Origin of the sequence: Methanomicrobium sp. W14, assembly GCF_017875315.1 — an archaeon.
Classification (GTDB): domain Archaea; phylum Halobacteriota; class Methanomicrobia; order Methanomicrobiales; family Methanomicrobiaceae; genus Methanomicrobium.
On the sequence record NZ_JAGGMM010000001.1, the window covers coordinates 297675 to 315742 of the forward strand.

The following is an 18068-nucleotide window of genomic DNA, read 5'->3' on the forward strand; positions in this document are numbered from 1 at the left end:
TATTACAGCAATTTGTTACAACAATGTGGTCTGACCTGAATGCAGCTGAATAAATCCGGCCGTTCTTATTTGCGGGGGGATGTCAACATTGAAAGAAATGAATTTAATAAAAATCCTGTGGGCACTGATTCTTTTTAATGCACTGTTCTCTGTAGTCTCGGCGGACCCGTCCGTTTATCTCGGCATGACCTGCGTCCCGGATGAATACGCAACGCACCTTCCAGTATATCCGTACAAAGAGGAGGTTATGGTAAATGTCACGCTTTTTAATGACGGCCCCGGACCTGTAACCATAATGGGTGCACCACCGTTAATGAAGATAATAAAAAACGATGACGGGTCTGATGTCCGCAGGTACCAGCGTTCGGATGAAGTTTTGGTCCTTTCGGAGGGAAAGTCCTATGAAACGCTGTTGACATGGGACCAGAAAAATGATTCAGGAAATCAGGTCGGACCGGGTGTTTATACCATCGGTGTCTATTTCCTTTATTCTCCAGAAGACAACGGGGGAATATGGGATACGTCTAATCTTCGCCGTAAAAACGGGATAAAAGAGATCATCGTCAGTTCTCCCGAAGGTGTCCTGACGGGTAATTTCACGTTTGATGACGTGAAAAAAGACAGCGGGGTAACTTCCTCTCTTGTATCACTTAACTGCACCCAGAAAAGAGGGGTAGTGTCCTTTAACGTTGAAATTCCCGAGAAAAAAGTTGATGCTACACCAAGGCCCGAAGGCCTGGTGCCCTGTGACGTCAGTGCATACCCGGAAGGTATGTACAGGATAAACGGCGGGGAATGGAAAAATTTTCTGGATATTAACTGGTTCTGTGACACCGGTCCTTCACAGGTGCACCGAATCCATATGATATCAGGGCCGGTTTTTGCAGATACGGAAACGATGGATATCAAAATTACGCAGTTCGGACACCACAAGGGAAAATGGGATTATCATATCAGGTTTTCATCCGAAAACGGTTCAACGACCGCCGTATCCGCCCCGTCCGAGCCTGCACCTCTGCCAGCTGCGGTTTCCTTAACGGGAATTTTCATATCGGGAATAATTGTTGTTCTGAGACGCAGGGGTCTTTAGGTCTTCTTTAAAGCACCGGCTTTTTGCGTGCCGCAAACTCTAGAGAAATTTTTAAAAACTGTATAATATTTATTCAGAGATTTTCAAAACCCCGTCTCTGAGATCTTCAGGTTTATTCTGAAGATATCCCTGAGGATATAATTATCAGTTCTAAAACAGGCATGGATGAGAACATCACTGATTCCTGCAAGATTCTTCCGGCCGCCTGCAGGGACGAGAATATAAATGCATTGAAAATTAACGGGTGTATTATTAAAAAATCAAGTGGAGGAAACTTATGTTTACAGTCTATGTTTACGTTCTTGACACTTTAGCCGACTGGGAACCGGGGCATGTCATTTCGGAGCTGAATTCCGGCCGGTTTTTCAAAAAGGGCGAGCCACGTGTTACGCTTAAAACGGTCAGTTATTCTAAAGAGCCGGTCAGTACAATGGGCGGGATGACAATATTGCCCGATTGCTTAATTGATGATATTGTTGTTAGTGAAACAAGCGTGTTGATATTACCTGGCGCAGATACATGGAACGACCAGAAGCACGGCGCGATTGTTGAAAAAGCAGGCGAATTTCTCTCTTCAGGCGCTACGGTGTGTGCAATCTGCGGGGCTACCGTTGCGCTTGCCGGCTCTGGGCTTTTGGATAATCGTTTCCATACCAGTAACGGACCGGGATTTCTTGAAATGTTTTCTCCTGAATATAAAGGGCAGAGTTTTTATGTAGACAAGCCGTCTGTAGCGGATAACAACCTTATTACTGCAGGTTCCACCGGGGCTTTGTTGTGGGCGAAACAAATTATTGAGCATCTGGGTGTTTTTCAGTCAGACACGCTGGAATCCTGGTATGAATTTTTTAGGACCGGTGAGCCAGAACATTTCTTTGCCCTCATGCAGACTTTGCCGTCCGGCAATGAAAGCTGATTCCACTTTTGTCATAAACAAAAAGGGGACATCGCACACAGGAAGGCAGAACCCTCCACCGTCCCGTTTACTGTTCACCCTGAAAATGGAACAGTAAATTCCTGTGGACGTAATACAAACCAACTCAAACGGAGAAGACAAACAAGGTACTTCCGACATTAAGTTAGAGAAATGTGTTCATCATCCACAAAATAAGTTGCAATAATGTGTTACTGGACATACATAATTGAGATTTAAAGTTGCAAAGGCCACTCCAACGATTCTCGCCCGGCACTTTTAATCTCATCCTCCAGTGCGTCGGCAAACTTTTGCAGTAGTTCATGCCTTTCTTCGGCGAACCCTTTCGCGGTATCAGTGTACATCAGTTCTTTGAGTTTTAGCAGTTTTTCATGGAAATGAGCACCGGTATCTTCAATACCGTTCCCGTGTTCTCCGGCCTGCATAAAAGCCCGTGCAATCCCGATTGCTCCCATAGAATCGAGTTTGTCGGCGTCAGACAGGACCTTTGCCTCCAGAGTTTCGGGTTTTGTATCCCCTGCTGAAACGGTGGGAACGTATTGCATGAACGATTGCCTGGATTTGACTTTCATCGCAGCCATTCGACCTGAGATATTCCTCTGCAATCCGTGCTCCTTCCTCCTCGTGTGGAATTCCGGTTTCTTTCTCCAGCGGACGGGCAACATCCTGAAAGAGAGCCGCAGGAATGAGGATCTGCATATCTGCAGCTTCTGCTTTTCCGATCTCTGCACAGAGACGAGTAACACGGAGTGTGTGATCAAGACCATGTGCTCCTGACTGTCTGAAGAAGGTTTCGACAAAGACCAGTATCCTCTCAATCCCGGTGTTTTCCATGTTAAGAGAGATTGTCGCTGAGCGGAAATAAGGGGTTTGTCATTTACAGGCGACAGTTGCAGGACAAATACAACCACAAGGGAATGAATATTTATCATTTTACATAAGCTCCTCTCCAAAACAGTTCCCTCAAAACCACATCTCTTTCAACGTTAAGTTAGAATAAAGTGTACATCTCCCACAAAATAAGTTGTAAAAATGTGTGCCTGGTACACATAATACAAATTTAAGGCTATTTTATGAAGCTATTTCATAAATAGAAGATTTCTCAGAAAAAATAGGTTTCACAGATGAATTAAAAAGTCACCCGCCTGAAATGGGGCACAGGGGACCCCCCCCTTCCCCCCATATTTAATTCATCAATGCAGTTACTGTCCCGGCAAAGACAGTGAATTACTATCACCGTATGAAACAGATGAAATGATCCTTATCCTACATGCACCGTTCTTCATAAGTGAACCACCCAATATAAAGAACCGTTCTGTGTGAGAGAACAGTTATATAAAGTGAGACCTAATAGGAACTTACGACATGGACAAAGACCAGTTATTGGATGTAATCTTACAGCAGCAGGAGATCTTCAGAACAATACCTGGAGATATTATCGAGCGTGAGATTGATCCAGAAAAATACATGCACGGAAAAGAGATAGTAGTCATAACCGGAATAAGAAGGTCGGGTAAAAGTACTGTCTTAAAACTCATCGCAGAAAAGTACCTGAATACGGGCGAAAATATCCTGTTCATAAATTTCGAGGATATAAGGCTTGCAGATATTAATATAGAAAATTACAATGATATTGAAAATATTGCAATAGAACTGTTCTCTGCCGAAAAAAAGACAGTATTTTTCTTTGATGAGATCCAGTACGCCCCGTCATGGGAAAGATGGCTCAACAACCTTCATTTCAAAGGGCACAAAGTCTTTGTTACAGGTTCGAATGCGAAAATACTTGGCAGTGAGATTGCAACAGCACTTACGGGAAGAAATGTCGTACTTGATCTCTATCCATTTAATTTCAGGGAATATCTCAAATTAAAGGGAGTTGAAATTCCGCCGGAAAATATGCTCACCTCAAAAAAATCAGCAGAGATTCTGCATTTCTTTAAATCATATCTTGAAAAAGGAGGATTTCCCGAAGTTCTAAAAGAAGACAACATTGAACTTTCAGGCTACTACTTCAACGATATTCTGAAGAGAGATATCGAGAACCGCAACAACATTAAGGACAGCACGGGCTTATCGAGGCTTGCTACTTACCTCGCAACAAATTCCTCTTCGATATTTACATATTCAACACTCCGGCAGATTACAGGAATAAAGAGCAATAATACTATCAGCCAATATATAGATTATTTCAGGGATTCATACCTGTTCTATACCCTGCCGGCTTTTTACTATTCTCTTAAAAAACAGGTTCAGGCATCATCGAAGATCTACTCGGGAGACAACAGTTTCCTGAGAACTGTATCATTCAGCTTTTCAGAAAATACCGGGCAGAAACTTGAAAATCTTGTGTTCTTATATCTACTTCAATCAAAAACCGACAATAAATTATTCTATCATTCCGACAGGAGAAACAGTAATGAATGTGATTTCATAATAATGAAAGGTACATTCATCGTATCTGCCATTCAGGTTTCATCCGACATCAGGAACAATAAAACAAGGAAAAGAGAGACAGACGGATTAATCGATGCTTTAAATGAATATAATTTGAAAAAGGGTTTCATACTGACTATGGGAACCGAAGCCAAAGAAGAAATTTCAGGAAAAGAGATCATAATACTTCCTGCATGGAAATATATGCTCTATCCTGATTCATATTACTAATACATCTTCGAAAGGACGACAGCCTTTCTGTTGCTCCCGGCCGGCCAAAAAGTAAGACAATAACATTAATGCTTATTATGCAGATAAAAGGAGTTTACAATAGGAGACGGGTTGAAGGGTTTCGGGTTAATTTATATCCCGTGTGCATTTTAATCCGCTTAAACGGGGTGTGAAGGAATACAATGGAAAAAACAGTCAGAAATATCTTAACCGCCGTCATTCTCATTTTTGTTGTACTTGGCTGCGTTTACGTGGCGCCATACGTCCTCAGTCTGTTTGTAGGCGATCCGTACCAGCTGGACTTGGTGGAGATGAACAGCAACCTGACTGATGTGGAGAACAGGACGCTGGTTTATTTGTCTGAAGCTGATTTCGGCAAATACCCTGAACTGAGAGAGCTTTTCAAAGACGTTGCTCCGATATCTGAAGAGACTTTTGCAGGGAGCAATATGAAAATCGTCAGTCATGCGAATACAAATGGCAAAAGGGCCGGTGAAATACGAAATGAGTACTCAAATAAACTCATCTGCCGGAATGGGGGTTATTACGGAATCCTGGTTCAGCAGCCGTAAGGTCCGGGTAACACACAAAAGGCATGGGTCGCAGGTTCTGGTTCTGTTTTAAAGACCTGTTCAAATTTTTTTTGAGTATAAAGAACTTTATTGAAGGGCAGGGACTGTGTCTATACAGACTGAATTTTTTTTTAGGAAAAGTCCGGGGAGTCGAATCGGAAATTACGTAAAATCTCCTTATTAGCTATCTTAAAAAAAATGTACATACGAGTGACATTTTTATGAATACATAAATTTTTATACAATTTAAAGAATTTCATTAGTATTTGCTTTTACTATCTCTGGTACGAATATAAAAATATAAAACAAGTCTTTTTCTATCTCTGCTATGAATCTATTAATTATGTGCAACTAATATAAACAGTCTTTGGATATTTTTAATTTTGGTATAAAATCAATGGAAAAGGATTTTTAAGCATGACATATATCCGCGCATAGAAAAATACATAAAAGATCGGCAGATCATCATGCATATATTAAGTATAACGCCGGATTTCTATATAATTCCTGAATTAATTGGTTTTATTTGTATTTATGAAAGATTTTTTCTTATTTTTTAAGTATTAGTTCAAGTACATGGTGAGAAGACGTATAAAGTATTTTTTTCAAATTACAAATTGGGGAGATCTAAGTATAAACTGCTTTGATTGAACCTATAAAAAAGCCAAAGGTAATTCAGGGGGAAGAAAAGGAAATGAATTGTATGTCATCTTTCCTTTTTATCCCCGGTCATTTACCGGCTTAGAATACCGGTAATTAAATTACTGCACTTAAGTAGTATATTAATATTTGCAAGTTTAATATTTGCAATCCGGTACTCCATGAAATGTGGAGACGAAATTTATGAAAACGAAAAAAGGAATGTGGGCTTTGAGCCTGCTGTTTGTTTTGGCACTGATTGGAACAATGTTTGTCCCTGTCGTTAGTGCTGAAAACAATACATTACAGCCTGATCAAGAAAACCAATATAACGAAGAAAAATACACGGTACGCCTTGTTGGTTCAGGGATCTCTCAAGATCAAATTGATGCTCAGGATCAGGAAGTACTAAATTCTTTTGAAAAAGAATTTAAATCGCTTCCATCACAGTATATTGGTTTTGCTGAACCTGATATTTCTAAAGATGAAAAAATCGTTGGATATGCATTTAGGGTACTCCCCAGTGGGGAAAGTTTATCCTATGCTGAGGTGGTTCCATCCAATGAAACTTATTCATCTAAGAAAGCATCAACAAACATAGATAATTGGATTAACGGTCCATTAAATGTTAAAACGCTTGAGTCTTTTAAGGAGTTAAAAACTAGTTCTAGTTCTGGACCCCATCAAATTCATACATCTAGGATCTCCCGTAATTATCCTGGTGTTGGAAATGCGCAACTTATATCCTCATGGTATTGGGATAATCTAGAAACAAATTCCGATCAGGATTATTTCTTTACAAAGACTATTTTGAGAACCGATCCAGGTATCATAGTTTCAGGGTATGAACCGTACAAAAATTTTCAATTTAATGTAGAAATAAACTCTGATTATTCGTTGGGTTCATATCAGCATTTGCCAAGTGTGTTTGTAAGTCAGAATAATCCGCAAACAACAACAGGGTATACTAATATGGGTCTATCTCTTAATTCTGGAGGCTGTAGCCTTGAATGGACAACAGAAATTCCAGATAGATGTGTTGAATTCAACCATTTATCCGGAAATAAATTTAGTTGGGATGAAGAATTTAGATCAGGAACGGATTGTGCAGAACATTCATTTGAATTTTCACCAGGTCAGGAGTCTGTGTGTTCACAAGCACCTGCGCGTGATGGTAATACTTACATAATCTCACGGGTAAAAGCCGATGTTTCAAATGGATGGACAATATTTAAAAATGGAGTTCCAGGTTATGCACCTTCAGGAACAAATGCATGGGGGCATTATTGTAAAGTCCGTTGGACCGGAAATGGTTATGTCCACGTCTGAAAGGAGACAACTGCATTGAAAACCATAAATCCATTTTTTTTTGAGGTGAATAAAATATTCCTTGCGAAAAGATTTTTGTCCGTATCACTGCTCATCTTTTTCAGTCTTTTCATACTTTCAGGTCAGGTTTGTGCATCCGCCATTCCCCTGCCGGATGAAAACATAAATAACCCGGATACGGATTACTTTTTGTCCTGTACAAATTTCTCATCAGACGAAATCACCGACTGGAGAAACACAGAGCCCAACGTTTATTTTGGATCTGAGATTCACGTCAGCCGTTATAATTACAGTGTCGTTTTTTTCCCCGGCATCTCCGGTGACGAAAAACTCGCCGGTTATTATATGAAAGTCCTTCCTAACGGAGTTTCGACGTCATACGCCGAAATTATTGATGCCGGTGCAGCGCCCCCTTCACCTGACACTTTTCTTTCACGTGCAGAAGTGCAGGCGGACAATATGTCGGATTCTCTTACAGAAGCCATGAATTCTCTGTTCGGGCATGAAATTTTGTTTTTTGACGGGTATTCCGAAATTGCCCGGCACACAACTGTCAGGGACTATCTCGATATCGGAAAGGTGACCGTTACGACCGTCCTTTATCAGTACCTAAATGACGGAGACCCTGACAGGGATTATTTCTGCATAGGTTCCCACGTCGAAATGAAAGCCGAAAACGAATCAGGGAACATGACAGGCTGGAAGAATTCGGAATTCTCCGCAAACTATAATTTTGCCACAGGTTATGACTCGCTGAAATCTTTGGACGCTCCTGCCGCATGGTCACACCCGCAGACATCGTCGAAGTATATGCAGTCACGTGGAGATCCGTTAGGGGGGTTTCTGAATGCATTTGATAGGCTGGGTCTTTTTGCAGGGCTTTTCGGTCATTCTGTGGTTTTCAATGCAGAGAATTTCAATAACCTCACATGGACTGCCCGGTGCGGTTATTTCACCGAAAGTGCATCCGGTTCACTTGGCCTCAGCCCGGTAATAGAGACTATGCCGAAGCAGACTTATGTGGACGATTCCGACTGGCATGTCCTTGCAGGAGTAGGAATTGGTGCTGATTCAGGATGGTCACGCCTTGGAGGATTAGTCCGTGAGCCTTCGGATTCCCCGGAATGCATAAGTTATATCCTTGTACATAAAGTGCCCGACGGGAATTATTCCGGCAACAAAGTCACGCCGACTCTTATAGTCCCCGGAAAGTCTCATTTCGGTGCCTCTGAGGAGTACCTGAACCCGAATTCCGGTGAAATAAGAGCCGGAGAAAACATGACTTTCGTATTGAGGATTGAGAAAAACAAGGAACTGACCGGAAATGAGACAATTAATGTTACCGGAGTGAGTGAGTACTATTCAGAAAATCAGGTGCCGTTGCCTCAGGGTATCAATGTTACATGCATTCCGTCAGAATTTGTTTCATATCCAAAAAATAATTACAGCGTTAATGTCAATATCACGACAACAAAGGACGTTCCTGAAAACTTATATCATTTTCTGCTTAAAAGGTATTTCAGGCTCAGGCATCCCAATTCCAGTGCAGGTATTACAACAATGTGGTTTGACCTGAATGTAACCAAATCAAAATGATTATTCTCATTTTAATGGAAAAATAGTGCTGAATAAATTAAGTCCTCTAAAATTTTTCATTATTGTCCGGCACTCTCAAAAAAAGTTATGAAACAGCGCCCGACGATATAAATTTCAGTATCCTTTTAAGAGTGTCCACTGGAAAGACCGGATTTATGACGACTTCAAACGACTACAGGTTTACGGTTGAAAAGTCGTTGAGCATAAACAGTTCAGGCTTCACGCCTGTAAACGTGAGTGTTCACGTTTCGTGATTTTCGCAGTTTTTTCGCTAAGAAAAAAATCAGGCAAAAAAAATTTTGAAAACTTTTTTTTAAACGAAATCATTTAGTGATTTTGAAACGTCTGAGTCCTGACCGCTTTTCTGACAGTTCGATGATTCAAAGAGAATTTATTTAAATCATAACCATAATATTATTCTTTGAAAATCCGGGGTTTGATAAAGGGGTAAAACAGTTGCACGAAATCATCAAAAACGCATTTTATGTTTTGGCCAGTCCTTCTCATGCAATACAAAAAGTTAGAAAAAGTGACTACAGGGAAGACCTTCTCTTTTTTGTTTTCATTACACTGGCCGGGTCTGTACTTTACCTGCTTGCGTCTCTTCTTTACAGGTACAGTTCTGTAGGTACCTCCGGGAACTGGGGCATTGCCTGGCTTTTTGTCGTATTCGTGGTCAATTATATTTCATTTATTGCATCCGGCATATTTCTTGTCCTTGCCATAAGTCTGATAATTCATTTTTTCCTTCTCTTTACAAAAGGCGGGGCGGGAAAATATAATGAGACATTTAAGGGAGTCATCTATTCCGGGACGCCGGTAGTGTTGTTTTTGTGGTTAACAAAATTTTTCGGAGCATTTTATGTTTTACTGCCTCTTTTGGTCTGGTTTGGTGTAATTACTTACATAAGCATCAGAATACTGAAAGAAAAAACCAATATGCAGTCAACACTTGTAACGCTTTTTATTTCTGCCGTTCTTTTGGCAATTATTTATTTTAATTACGGGACCGGGGCGGTGCCGGTATTGTCTGGAGCCTGAATAAAAAAAACTGTTGAGCATGTTATCTGAAAAATACTTTAAAATTAAAAATCCGGTGGGAAGTGAAAAATATGCGGGTGCCTGAAAGAAAAAGAATTTTTCTGAAAATTCCAAACCCATTCTTCTTAAAATCTGAAAAGAATAAATTATCCAGTACGAAAATATTTTTTTCCGCATCACTGCTTCTCTTTTGTAGTGTTGCTATACTTTCAGGTCAGGTATGTGCATCCGCACTCTCTCTTCCGGGTGAAAACACAAGCGGGAGCAACGGGAGCATCAGCAGTGCAGGTGCGGATTACTTTTTGTCATATACAAATTTCACTTCAGATGAAATTCTGGGCTGGAGAAATACAAAACCGAATGTTTCCTATGAATTTGAATACCCCGGCACCCGCTGCAATTACCGTGCGGTGTTTTTCCCCGACATCTCCGGTGATGAAAAACTCGCCGGTTATTATATGAAAGTCCTTTCAAACGGAGTTTCTACTTCATACACCGAAATTGTAGATGCCGACGCAACTCCCCCTTCACCGGAAGATTTTCTTTCGCGTGCAGAAGACTGGGGGAAATTCAGGACGGATTCGGTTATAGTCTCGGGGGATAACCCTCCACAGTGCAGACCGCTGTTATACGACGACTATTATCAGATAGCCCGGCATACGACAGTCAGGGAATATCAGGGAAAAGGAAAGGTGACAGCCACGACGGTCTTCTCCCAGAGTCCGGGCGACCTTGACCCCGAAAGGGATTATTTCTGCATAGGCTCCCATGTCGAGATGAAAGCCGAAAACGAATCAGGTAATCCGACAGGCTGGAAGAATTCCGAATTCTATGTGAACTATAATTTTGCCGCAGGGTATGACTCAATGAAGTCCTGGGACGCTCCTGCCATGCGGTCACATCCGCAGACATCGTCAAAGTACATGCAGTCGTGTGAAGATACATCCGGGGGTTTTCTGAATACATTTGATAAGCTTGGTCTCTTTTCAGGACTTTTCGGTCATTCCGTGAGACTTCATTCAGATAATTTCAGTAACCTCACGTGGACTGCACGGTGCGGTTATTTCACCGAAAGTGCATCGGTTTCGCTCAGTCTTAACCCGGTATCGGAGACTGCGCCGAAGCAGTATTATCTGGACGATTACGACTGGCATGTCCTTGCCGGAGTGGGAACAAATGCCAATTCGGGGTGGTCACGCCTTGGAGGATTAATCCGCGAACCTTCAGATTCCCCGGAATGCACCGGTTATATCCTTGTACAGAAAGTGCCCGACGGAAACTATTCCGGTGACGGGTCAGTCGGAAGATATATATTTGTACCGTAAAGCCGTATAAATAAACCTTAAACCGCCCGTTACCTGCGGGACTGCCCGGACAAGGATGATAAAATGGAAGAAAGAAAGAGAAGAAGGATAATTCTTGGGATAATACTGGTGATTGCTGTATCTGCATGTATTGCGTTCTCTGCCGAAATAATCGGAAATATTTCCGGGCAGGCATACATTTCGGAAAATCCGGGAAATAGTTCCGGGAAGTACCTGATTATATTGAACACACAGTTGCCGGATGAAAAAGATGCTGTGACGCTATACAAAATAAATAACACAAAAGCGGACCCGGAGGAAATAGATGACATCGCCGCATTTTTTGGTCTTAAAGGAGAACTAAAGGATTATATTGAAAATACCGGCGAGTTCATAATGACTGACGGTTCCGACCAGAAAAGACAGGTGTCGTATTATTCACGGTCGGGTGCGGTGGTCTATTCCGTTCCGGACCTGGAATTTCCGAATACGGTTGAAGAGCAGCCGAATCTCCCTTATGGCGATGAAGCGGTTGATATTGCGGATTCGTTTCTGAAGAAGACAGGGATGTACGAAGAGGAAAGTTTCGTCAAAACCGCCGGAGTGAACCAGAAGCAGCAGGTCTGGAGTGGCGGCTCATGCCCGAAAGAGTCATACAATGTAACTGTCGCCGTTTCATATGCCAGAGAACTTGACGGAATGCCGGTTTACGGGGACGAATTTTCGGTCGTCATAGGTGACGGCGGCGAAGTTGTCGGGATGACAAAAAACTGGAGAGAGGCTGAGCCTTTTGGAGATGTGGCCATTAAAACCGCTGAAGACGCATACGATGACCTGTGCAGCCGCAGGACTGTCAGTAATTTAAGCATCGCCGGGTATGACAAAATCATAGTGGACAACATTTCCCTCGGATACCTGATGGAACCGAGGATTTATCAGCAGGACGAGCTGAAGCCCGTATATTTATTCAGCGGGACAGCCTTTTCGAAAGGAGAGGAAAGACCCTATGCCGAATATGTGTATGCTTCAAAGTGAAACCCAAAATTTTTGGAAGAGGGCAAAATTTTTCAGTTGCCGGGTCTTAAAGAGACCTGTCCCTGAAAGTTTTTCAAAATTTCATGCAGTTTCACATGTACCTGTTAAACTGTTGACTTTCGGTGTTAGTCCAAAACAGTAAAATAAATTTCTGTGGATGTGTCCGATATGATGTTATCAAAGACTCAGAAAGGCCGTCTGGCACTTGTTTTATGTATTGTAATCGCGGCAGCTGTATCGTACTTTTTTTGTTCTTCTTTCATTCAGCCTGAAAAATCACCGCAGGACTCTTATTTGTCCGGGGACGCCAATAAGACCGCCGGCTATTGCACGGTTCAGGAAGTGCACCCGGATTATATCACAAATGAAACTATTGTTCACTTAAAAGACGACGACTTTATCAGTTTTCCCAGGGTCGGGGAAGGTTTAAAAAACCGTACGGATGATTTGGGGAAATGGTATAACGGCCACAGGTTTGTCTATGACTTCAAGGGCCCGGTAGATAACATTACAAAGTTGCGCAATTTATCGTGCAGAGATACGGCCGGTCAGAAATGCACACCGTTCGAATTCCCGGTAGTCTATGAATATAACGGACGGTATTTTGAAATAGGGTGCCTTGCGGGTTTCGGTCACCCCTCACATTTGCTGTCGGCGGAATAATTCCCTGGTTTTCTGTGTAATTTGCGATTAGTGGCGGACTGAACGAGTTTAGTTTAGATTATAATCAGTACAAACCTGAATATTCATTGGATTATAATCCTGAGAAAATGACTTTAACGGGAAGATGAAAAAAATTATTCAGGTTTTGTACTGAAGGACCACCTCGCTGGTATTGCTTTAAAAGACGAACGTGCACAGGAACTGCTCAGGCACGGGGGAAAACCTGTTTCGGTTGCGGTGGTCTTTCATTCCTGCCCTTTGAACAGACCATACTGCGACGAAGACCCGGAATTAATTATGGACTATAAAGGCATCAGGTTCGCATTCACCGTTGACGAGGGTGCAGGTGAACTGCTCGGAGGCAACGCAAAGTTCCCTTTTGTTCAGGACTCAGGGACAAGAGCCGGAATACCGTACTCCAGGGAAAGAGACTTTTCAAATCATCTGGACTACGTATATAACGGCAGCAGCCTGGTGATGATATACAATGAAACTTCATTCCTGTACTTCAATGAGTCCTGAAATGAAAAAAACGGCAATAATATTTTTGCGGTCGGCATTCAGGAAAAAAAGTCAGTTACTCCGATGATTTTTTTTAACCGGAGTCTGGCGTTTTATGGCTGGCAGGCAGGATTCAATACAGCAGTTGTTTATATTTTAAAATCAATATACCCCGTTGCCGGAGAAAAAATGAATTATACAAATATATTTATTGACGGGTCACTGGACTGTATACTAGACTCTCTCATACTTACCTGCATTGTCTTTGCAGCGTTTTCAGTCCTGGTTTACCTGGTCCTGACAAGGATAAAAGATGAAAAAATACAGCTTGTCTCAGGGGTTGTCGCCGGATTCGTTCTTATTGCACTGTCCGCATTTACAGGCCGTGGGATTTTAGGCCCGGCGCTTGCTGCGGTCGGAACTTCCCTTGTAATGGTCTCGCCTGTTGTCGCCTTCCGGGACTACCTGAACAAAAAATTTGTTCTGCCTGCGGTATTTCTGGTTGCCCTGACTTATCCGGTCTACTTCATAACAACACAGTACCTGTGTGACTTTTATTACCCGTATCTCCGTGTCCTGGGAGATTTTATCGGGCCGTTAATCCTTTCGACTTCGGCGACGTCACTATTAGTGTTCGTTCAGAGGTTCTATGACAGTTTCAAAACGGATAAGCGGGCCCTTTTTCTCCTGCTCCTTTTAATCCCCGGAATCATCCTGTTTCTTCTTCCCGTTGCAGCGGCGTCGCTTTCGGTGATGGTCCTTATGACAGTGAATGAAATAAATAAAGGCGCCCGGAAAATTTCAGGCCCGAAGGTTTTTGCAGTCATGATAGCTGCGGCTTTTTTTGTTTTTCTGCCCCTGCCTTTTCTTGCAGCCATCCCCTGCATCACGAGTCTTTTTCCGCTGTGGATTCTTACGGCTATCGCGGTCTCTCTGGTTTCGGCAGCAGTTATATACATCCTGAAACCAAAAATATCAGAAAAGTATGCCGAAGGAAGTGTGTTCGTTTTGGGCTTTTTCATTTCGGCGGCGCTTGTGTATTTGACTATGGTTCTTTCATAAAAGGGGTGAATGGAAAAAATGCATCAGAATATATCGGCAGACAATATCCTGACCGGAATTTTTCTTTTGATGTTGTTCCTTCTGGTCTTTTACAGCAATATTATCGGGATGTATCCCGGACTTGAACCTGTACTGATGCTCTTCGGCCAGTTTACCGGATTTATTTTCTATGTACTGTCTTTGTTCTGCTTTGCCGGGGTTGTTCTTATGGGCCTCAGGCGTATGTCCAGAATGCAAAGGTAGACAACTGTAGTATTACGAAATCATTTTGCACATATTAAATTCCCTAACTTTCCGCATCCATCCATAACCGGGCAACAGCCCGGAATCTTTTCCGGAAGATAACCTGTTTTCTATGTGGCTTATCACAAAAAGAGGCCCAAGGACGGGGCCGGCGGCGGGTTTTTGTCAAATATGTTACCCAAAGATAATCTGTTTCAGGACAGCAAATTTGAAAAATCCGGGAGTGGTGAAGGGCAAAAAGAATATAGGGGCTCAGGCTGATATAGTCAGATTGTGTGAGCATAATATGCCTGACAATTATAATTCATATAAAATTCGGAGAACTATCTTCGCCCTTTTAATTTTGTTTTTTGTATTCTGTTTCGTCTCGGGGTGTACTGATAATCAAAAAATCGTTGCAGCAGGTGGTGCCGCAGATAACGGTCATGAAGTCCTAAGTTATGAAAATTTTTCTGTCACGGTTATAAATGCATCCGAAATGCCGAAAGCTGGTGATTTCGTAAGAGAGCACCAAAATGTTTTACGCGGCGGACCGCTCTTTGTTTCAGGAAACGTCAGTGGTCATGATATAAACATTGTCAGGGTGTGGTTTTTCAACGACAGCATCACTTTCTATGATGTTCCGGTGGGTTCAGACGGTTTATTTTCTATAAACTTCAGCCCAGAGTGGACTGACCTGCTGCCTGACAACCTGTCGACAGTCATCCTGATAGAATACCCTGTGTCTCAGAAAGGTTTTTCGTTTGAAAAAGACCCCGTTTCCGGGAATGTCACAGGTGCAGGCGAAAAAATTTCCCGGAATCTCGTTGATAAAATCAACGGCGGCAGATATTCCCCGCTTAGTCTTACGGACTTCTTTGAGGACGGAATAAAGTCTTACGGCAACCTGTGCAGGGTGTATATTTTAAGTGGGGTCGACAACCGGATTTGGCTGGACCCGGTTGAGATAACAGGCTCGAAGACAGCGGTCGTATCAGGAATTACAGACCTTCCTCTGGGAGCGAATTTGTCCATTACGTTTCTTACGGTAAGTTCGCACCCTACGCCACGCATTTATAATTTTTCACATGAGATTGCAGACGGAAACGCTGTAGTCGTCAGGGGTGAGGACGGCATCAACAGTTTTTCAGGCACTGTCGACATCTCGCTTCTGAACTCCGGAAAGTACATTGTGTCTGTTGATTCGGCTGACGGTCAATTCAATGCCAATGCCGCGACTTCTACAACGGTCCTGAACCTTCGGGAAAATACATCAGAAGAAAACAGTTTTATCGACACTGATGCCCTTTCACTCCCAAAACTGGTTGCAAACGAAAGCATAAAACCTGAGATCCCGGACGGATATGAAATTCAGATTGTCCCGCCGGGAAATTCCACTCTGAACAGTGATCTTGAGTACGGCTGGATAATGGACTTTGGCGCCGACGGGATAGTAAGGGTTTACGACAGTTCAGGCATTCAGGTCCGCTCCCTTTATTATTCAAACGAGGTCCGCCTGATTCAGGTGCCTAACGGCGCTTCGGTTGACCACGGAAGTTGTGGCAATGTCACGCTTATAAAACTTAACGGAGAAGTGATTTTAACGAAAATTGACAGGATGAACCAGCAGAATCATTAATTTTTTCAGAGTTAAACCATGAAAAATCAAAGGTAATTTTTTTTTACGGTTAAGTATCTCCGGAATTTTTTCTGTCGGTTATGTCCCTTGCGAAGCCGCATTCATAGTCCTGCCCTTCAAAATTCAGAAATACTATGTTTAGTTCAACGGTTCTGACTGTCCTGTCCTCTTTTAAAACGTCTGCCTCAAATTTGAGGCAGCCGTTGTCCTTTGCCTTTTCCCAGAACTCACTGAAGCGGTCTTCCGGGAAATCCGGGGCGAAATCCGTGATTTTCAACCCAGTCAGCTCTTCTTCGGGATAGCCGTACATCCTGACCGCACTCTGGTTTGCCGCGAAAATCCTCCCGTTTTCATCGGCCCATAATATGCCGTCCGGGGCATTGTCAACGCTGAACTTTGTAAACCTCAGCAGTTTTTCCGCTTTTTTTTGTTCGGTAATATCTATAAGGGAGATTATGGTTTTGTTTGTCCCCGGAATAATTGCTCCGTTTAAAAGAGTCGTTTTGATGCTGCCGTCTTTATGGACTACCCTGCATTCATAGTTTTCCGGGACCTTTTCAGGTTCGTTTTTTAAAAGACTGTGGTACTTAAGAAGTTTTTCCCTGTCTTCTTCTGTGATGCATGGTTGCAGGTCATCGGGTTTTTTGCTTTCGTTCTTTGAAAGTCCCAAAAGATGTCTCATTTTTTCATTGGCGTTGAGGATTTGAATGTTGTCGTCGACGATCATCATTGCGGTGCCGGTATCTTCAAAGATTGTAGTGTAAAGACCTTCGGTCATTTTGAATTCTGTGACGTCACGTATTGATTCTATCGCCCCTGAGACGTTTCCTTCGGTGTCATAAAGAGGTGACGCCGTGAACCAGAAATATGTTCCGTCTCCTCCTTTGAAGTCCGGCAGAAATATTTCCGCACTTATCCTGTCTTCGCCTTCAAATTTCAGTGAGTCGTAAGAGACTTCTTTTGCGAGTTCCCTGTTGAGGACGATATCGATTAGTAAAGGGCGTTGTTTTTTGTAAAACGGAACTGAATACCTATATTCGTTTTTGCCAGTTATGTCGGATGCCATAATTCCGGTCAGGTTCTCAAGTGCTTTGTTCCATGCAATCACTTTCCCGTCTGTGTCTATTGCAAATGTTGCGTCAGGCAGAAAATCGATGATTTCAGCCATCCTTCTTTCATGTTCGAGGATGGCTTTTTCCGCCCTTCTTTTTTTGACGGCGTGGGTGATGAAATTCTGGAGTTCTCCGAACTGGACTTTCGGCATCCCGCCTTTCTGCAGGTAATAGTCGGCGCCTGCGTTTAGTGCTTCGATTGCCACCTCTTCTCTTCCTTTGCCGGTAAAGATGATGAACGGGATGTTGTTTCCTGTACTGCGCAGGCTTCTCAGAAATTCCAGGCCGTCTGTTTCGGGCATCTGGTAATCGGATATGACTGCGTCATATTTGTTGCCGCTGATGAGTTTAAGCGCTTCTTTTGCGGATGTTACGGTATCTATGATAAAATCCCCGGTCCGTTCGAGATATGCTTTCGCCAAATCCAGAAGCAGCTGTTCGTCGTCGACGTATAAAAGAAAAATTTTGCTCTCTGACATGTTAATCCGGTGTGACTGGCAAGGCTGTTATTCTGATAATTGACTTTAAGACAGATAAAATTTTAGTTTCGTTTAATTTATTTTATAACTGAATTTCTGCTGCAACTGTTTATCTCATATTTACCCGTTGATATTTTTCATGATTTTGCATAAAATTTATCATAACCCTGGGAAAGGATGTGG

At 42.5% G+C, this 18068-nt stretch carries 18 protein-coding genes; 15 read left to right on the forward strand and 3 right to left on the reverse strand.

What is annotated here, in order from left to right; genetic code table 11:
- Positions 1–88: 88 nt before the first annotated feature.
- Both J2128_RS01550 and J2128_RS01555 read left to right on the forward strand, forming a co-directional pair.
- On the forward strand, positions 89–1090 hold the full coding sequence (locus tag J2128_RS01550) for a hypothetical protein (protein WP_209689065.1): 1002 nt from the start codon (positions 89–91) through the stop codon (positions 1088–1090).
- Positions 1091–1367: 277 nt separating this feature from the next.
- Positions 1368–2006, forward strand: a complete 639-nt coding sequence (locus tag J2128_RS01555) for a type 1 glutamine amidotransferase family protein (protein ID WP_209689066.1) — start codon at positions 1368–1370, stop codon at positions 2004–2006.
- Positions 2007–2239: 233 nt separating this feature from the next.
- Here the strand turns inward: J2128_RS01555 and J2128_RS12935 are convergent, their stop codons facing one another.
- Both J2128_RS12935 and J2128_RS12940 read right to left on the reverse strand, forming a co-directional pair.
- A complete protein-coding gene (locus J2128_RS12935) occupies positions 2240–2605 on the reverse strand; it encodes a hypothetical protein (RefSeq protein ID WP_348632348.1) in 366 nt (121 codons plus the stop codon).
- On the reverse strand, positions 2499–2858 hold the full coding sequence (locus tag J2128_RS12940; protein ID WP_348632349.1) for an HD domain-containing protein: 360 nt from the start codon (positions 2856–2858) through the stop codon (positions 2499–2501). Before J2128_RS12940 ends, J2128_RS12935 begins: the two co-directional genes overlap by 107 nt.
- Positions 2859–3389: 531 nt before the next feature.
- Between J2128_RS12940 and J2128_RS01565 the strand changes: the two genes are divergently transcribed.
- The 13 genes from J2128_RS01565 to J2128_RS01625 all read left to right on the forward strand — a co-directional run bounded on the left by J2128_RS01565 (position 3390) and on the right by J2128_RS01625 (position 16294).
- Positions 3390–4691 (forward strand): ATP-binding protein, encoded by a 1302-nt coding sequence (locus J2128_RS01565; RefSeq protein WP_209689067.1) that lies wholly within the window; start codon positions 3390–3392, stop codon positions 4689–4691.
- 182 nt (positions 4692–4873) lie between these two features.
- Complete coding sequence (locus J2128_RS01570) at positions 4874–5263, forward strand: hypothetical protein (RefSeq protein ID WP_209689068.1); 390 nt, start codon at positions 4874–4876, stop codon at positions 5261–5263.
- Positions 5264–6106: 843 nt separating this feature from the next.
- Positions 6107–7231: a hypothetical protein gene (locus tag J2128_RS01575; protein ID WP_209689069.1), complete on the forward strand. Its 1125-nt coding sequence runs from the start codon at positions 6107–6109 to the stop codon at positions 7229–7231.
- Positions 7232–7246: 15 nt separating this feature from the next.
- A complete protein-coding gene (locus J2128_RS01580; protein WP_209689071.1) occupies positions 7247–8827 on the forward strand; it encodes a hypothetical protein in 1581 nt (526 codons plus the stop codon).
- A gap of 62 nt (positions 8828–8889) precedes the next feature.
- A complete protein-coding gene (locus tag J2128_RS01585) occupies positions 8890–9081 on the forward strand; it encodes a hypothetical protein (RefSeq protein ID WP_209689073.1) in 192 nt (63 codons plus the stop codon).
- A gap of 202 nt (positions 9082–9283) precedes the next feature.
- The gene (locus J2128_RS01590; RefSeq protein ID WP_209689075.1) at positions 9284–9868 is read left to right on the forward strand and encodes a YIP1 family protein; all 585 of its coding nucleotides are present in this window, start codon (positions 9284–9286) and stop codon (positions 9866–9868) included.
- 77 nt (positions 9869–9945) lie between these two features.
- The gene (locus tag J2128_RS01595; RefSeq protein ID WP_209689077.1) at positions 9946–11193 is read left to right on the forward strand and encodes a hypothetical protein; all 1248 of its coding nucleotides are present in this window, start codon (positions 9946–9948) and stop codon (positions 11191–11193) included.
- Positions 11194–11256: 63 nt separating this feature from the next.
- Entirely contained in the window at positions 11257–12207 is a 951-nt protein-coding gene (locus J2128_RS01600; RefSeq protein ID WP_209689079.1) for a calcium-dependent protein kinase, read from the forward strand.
- Positions 12208–12375: 168 nt separating this feature from the next.
- Positions 12376–12870, forward strand: a complete 495-nt coding sequence (locus J2128_RS01605) for a hypothetical protein (RefSeq protein ID WP_209689081.1) — start codon at positions 12376–12378, stop codon at positions 12868–12870.
- A gap of 258 nt (positions 12871–13128) precedes the next feature.
- On the forward strand, positions 13129–13392 hold the full coding sequence (locus J2128_RS01610) for a hypothetical protein (RefSeq protein ID WP_209689083.1): 264 nt from the start codon (positions 13129–13131) through the stop codon (positions 13390–13392).
- Positions 13393–13560: 168 nt separating this feature from the next.
- Positions 13561–14433: a hypothetical protein gene (locus J2128_RS01615; protein ID WP_209689085.1), complete on the forward strand. Its 873-nt coding sequence runs from the start codon at positions 13561–13563 to the stop codon at positions 14431–14433.
- An 18-nt stretch (positions 14434–14451) separates the two neighbouring features.
- A complete protein-coding gene (locus tag J2128_RS01620; RefSeq protein WP_209689088.1) occupies positions 14452–14676 on the forward strand; it encodes a hypothetical protein in 225 nt (74 codons plus the stop codon).
- Positions 14677–15019: 343 nt separating this feature from the next.
- Positions 15020–16294, forward strand: a complete 1275-nt coding sequence (locus J2128_RS01625; RefSeq protein WP_209689090.1) for a hypothetical protein — start codon at positions 15020–15022, stop codon at positions 16292–16294.
- Between the two features lie 49 nt (positions 16295–16343).
- On the opposite strand, the gene J2128_RS01630 is transcribed toward J2128_RS01625, so the two are convergent.
- The gene (locus tag J2128_RS01630) at positions 16344–17885 is read right to left on the reverse strand and encodes a PAS domain S-box protein (protein WP_209689092.1); all 1542 of its coding nucleotides are present in this window, start codon (positions 17883–17885) and stop codon (positions 16344–16346) included.
- Between the last annotated feature and the right edge of the window lie 183 nt (positions 17886–18068).

What these genes read in the sequence shown, in the direction of transcription:
- J2128_RS01555 (WP_209689066.1), top strand. Translation starts at nt 1,368, where the DNA reads ATGTTTACAGTCTATGTTTACGTTCTTGACACTTTAGCCGACTGGGAA.
- J2128_RS12935 (WP_348632348.1), bottom strand. Translation starts at nt 2,605, where the DNA reads ATGGCTGCGATGAAAGTCAAATCCAGGCAATCGTTCATGCAATACGTT.
- J2128_RS12940 (WP_348632349.1), bottom strand. Translation starts at nt 2,858, where the DNA reads ATGGAAAACACCGGGATTGAGAGGATACTGGTCTTTGTCGAAACCTTC.
- J2128_RS01565 (WP_209689067.1), top strand. Translation starts at nt 3,390, where the DNA reads ATGGACAAAGACCAGTTATTGGATGTAATCTTACAGCAGCAGGAGATC.
- J2128_RS01570 (WP_209689068.1), top strand. Translation starts at nt 4,874, where the DNA reads ATGGAAAAAACAGTCAGAAATATCTTAACCGCCGTCATTCTCATTTTT.
- J2128_RS01575 (WP_209689069.1), top strand. Translation starts at nt 6,107, where the DNA reads ATGAAAACGAAAAAAGGAATGTGGGCTTTGAGCCTGCTGTTTGTTTTG.
- J2128_RS01600 (WP_209689079.1), top strand. Translation starts at nt 11,257, where the DNA reads ATGGAAGAAAGAAAGAGAAGAAGGATAATTCTTGGGATAATACTGGTG.
- J2128_RS01605 (WP_209689081.1), top strand. Translation starts at nt 12,376, where the DNA reads ATGATGTTATCAAAGACTCAGAAAGGCCGTCTGGCACTTGTTTTATGT.
- J2128_RS01615 (WP_209689085.1), top strand. Translation starts at nt 13,561, where the DNA reads ATGAATTATACAAATATATTTATTGACGGGTCACTGGACTGTATACTA.
- J2128_RS01620 (WP_209689088.1), top strand. Translation starts at nt 14,452, where the DNA reads ATGCATCAGAATATATCGGCAGACAATATCCTGACCGGAATTTTTCTT.
- J2128_RS01630 (WP_209689092.1), bottom strand. Translation starts at nt 17,885, where the DNA reads ATGTCAGAGAGCAAAATTTTTCTTTTATACGTCGACGACGAACAGCTG.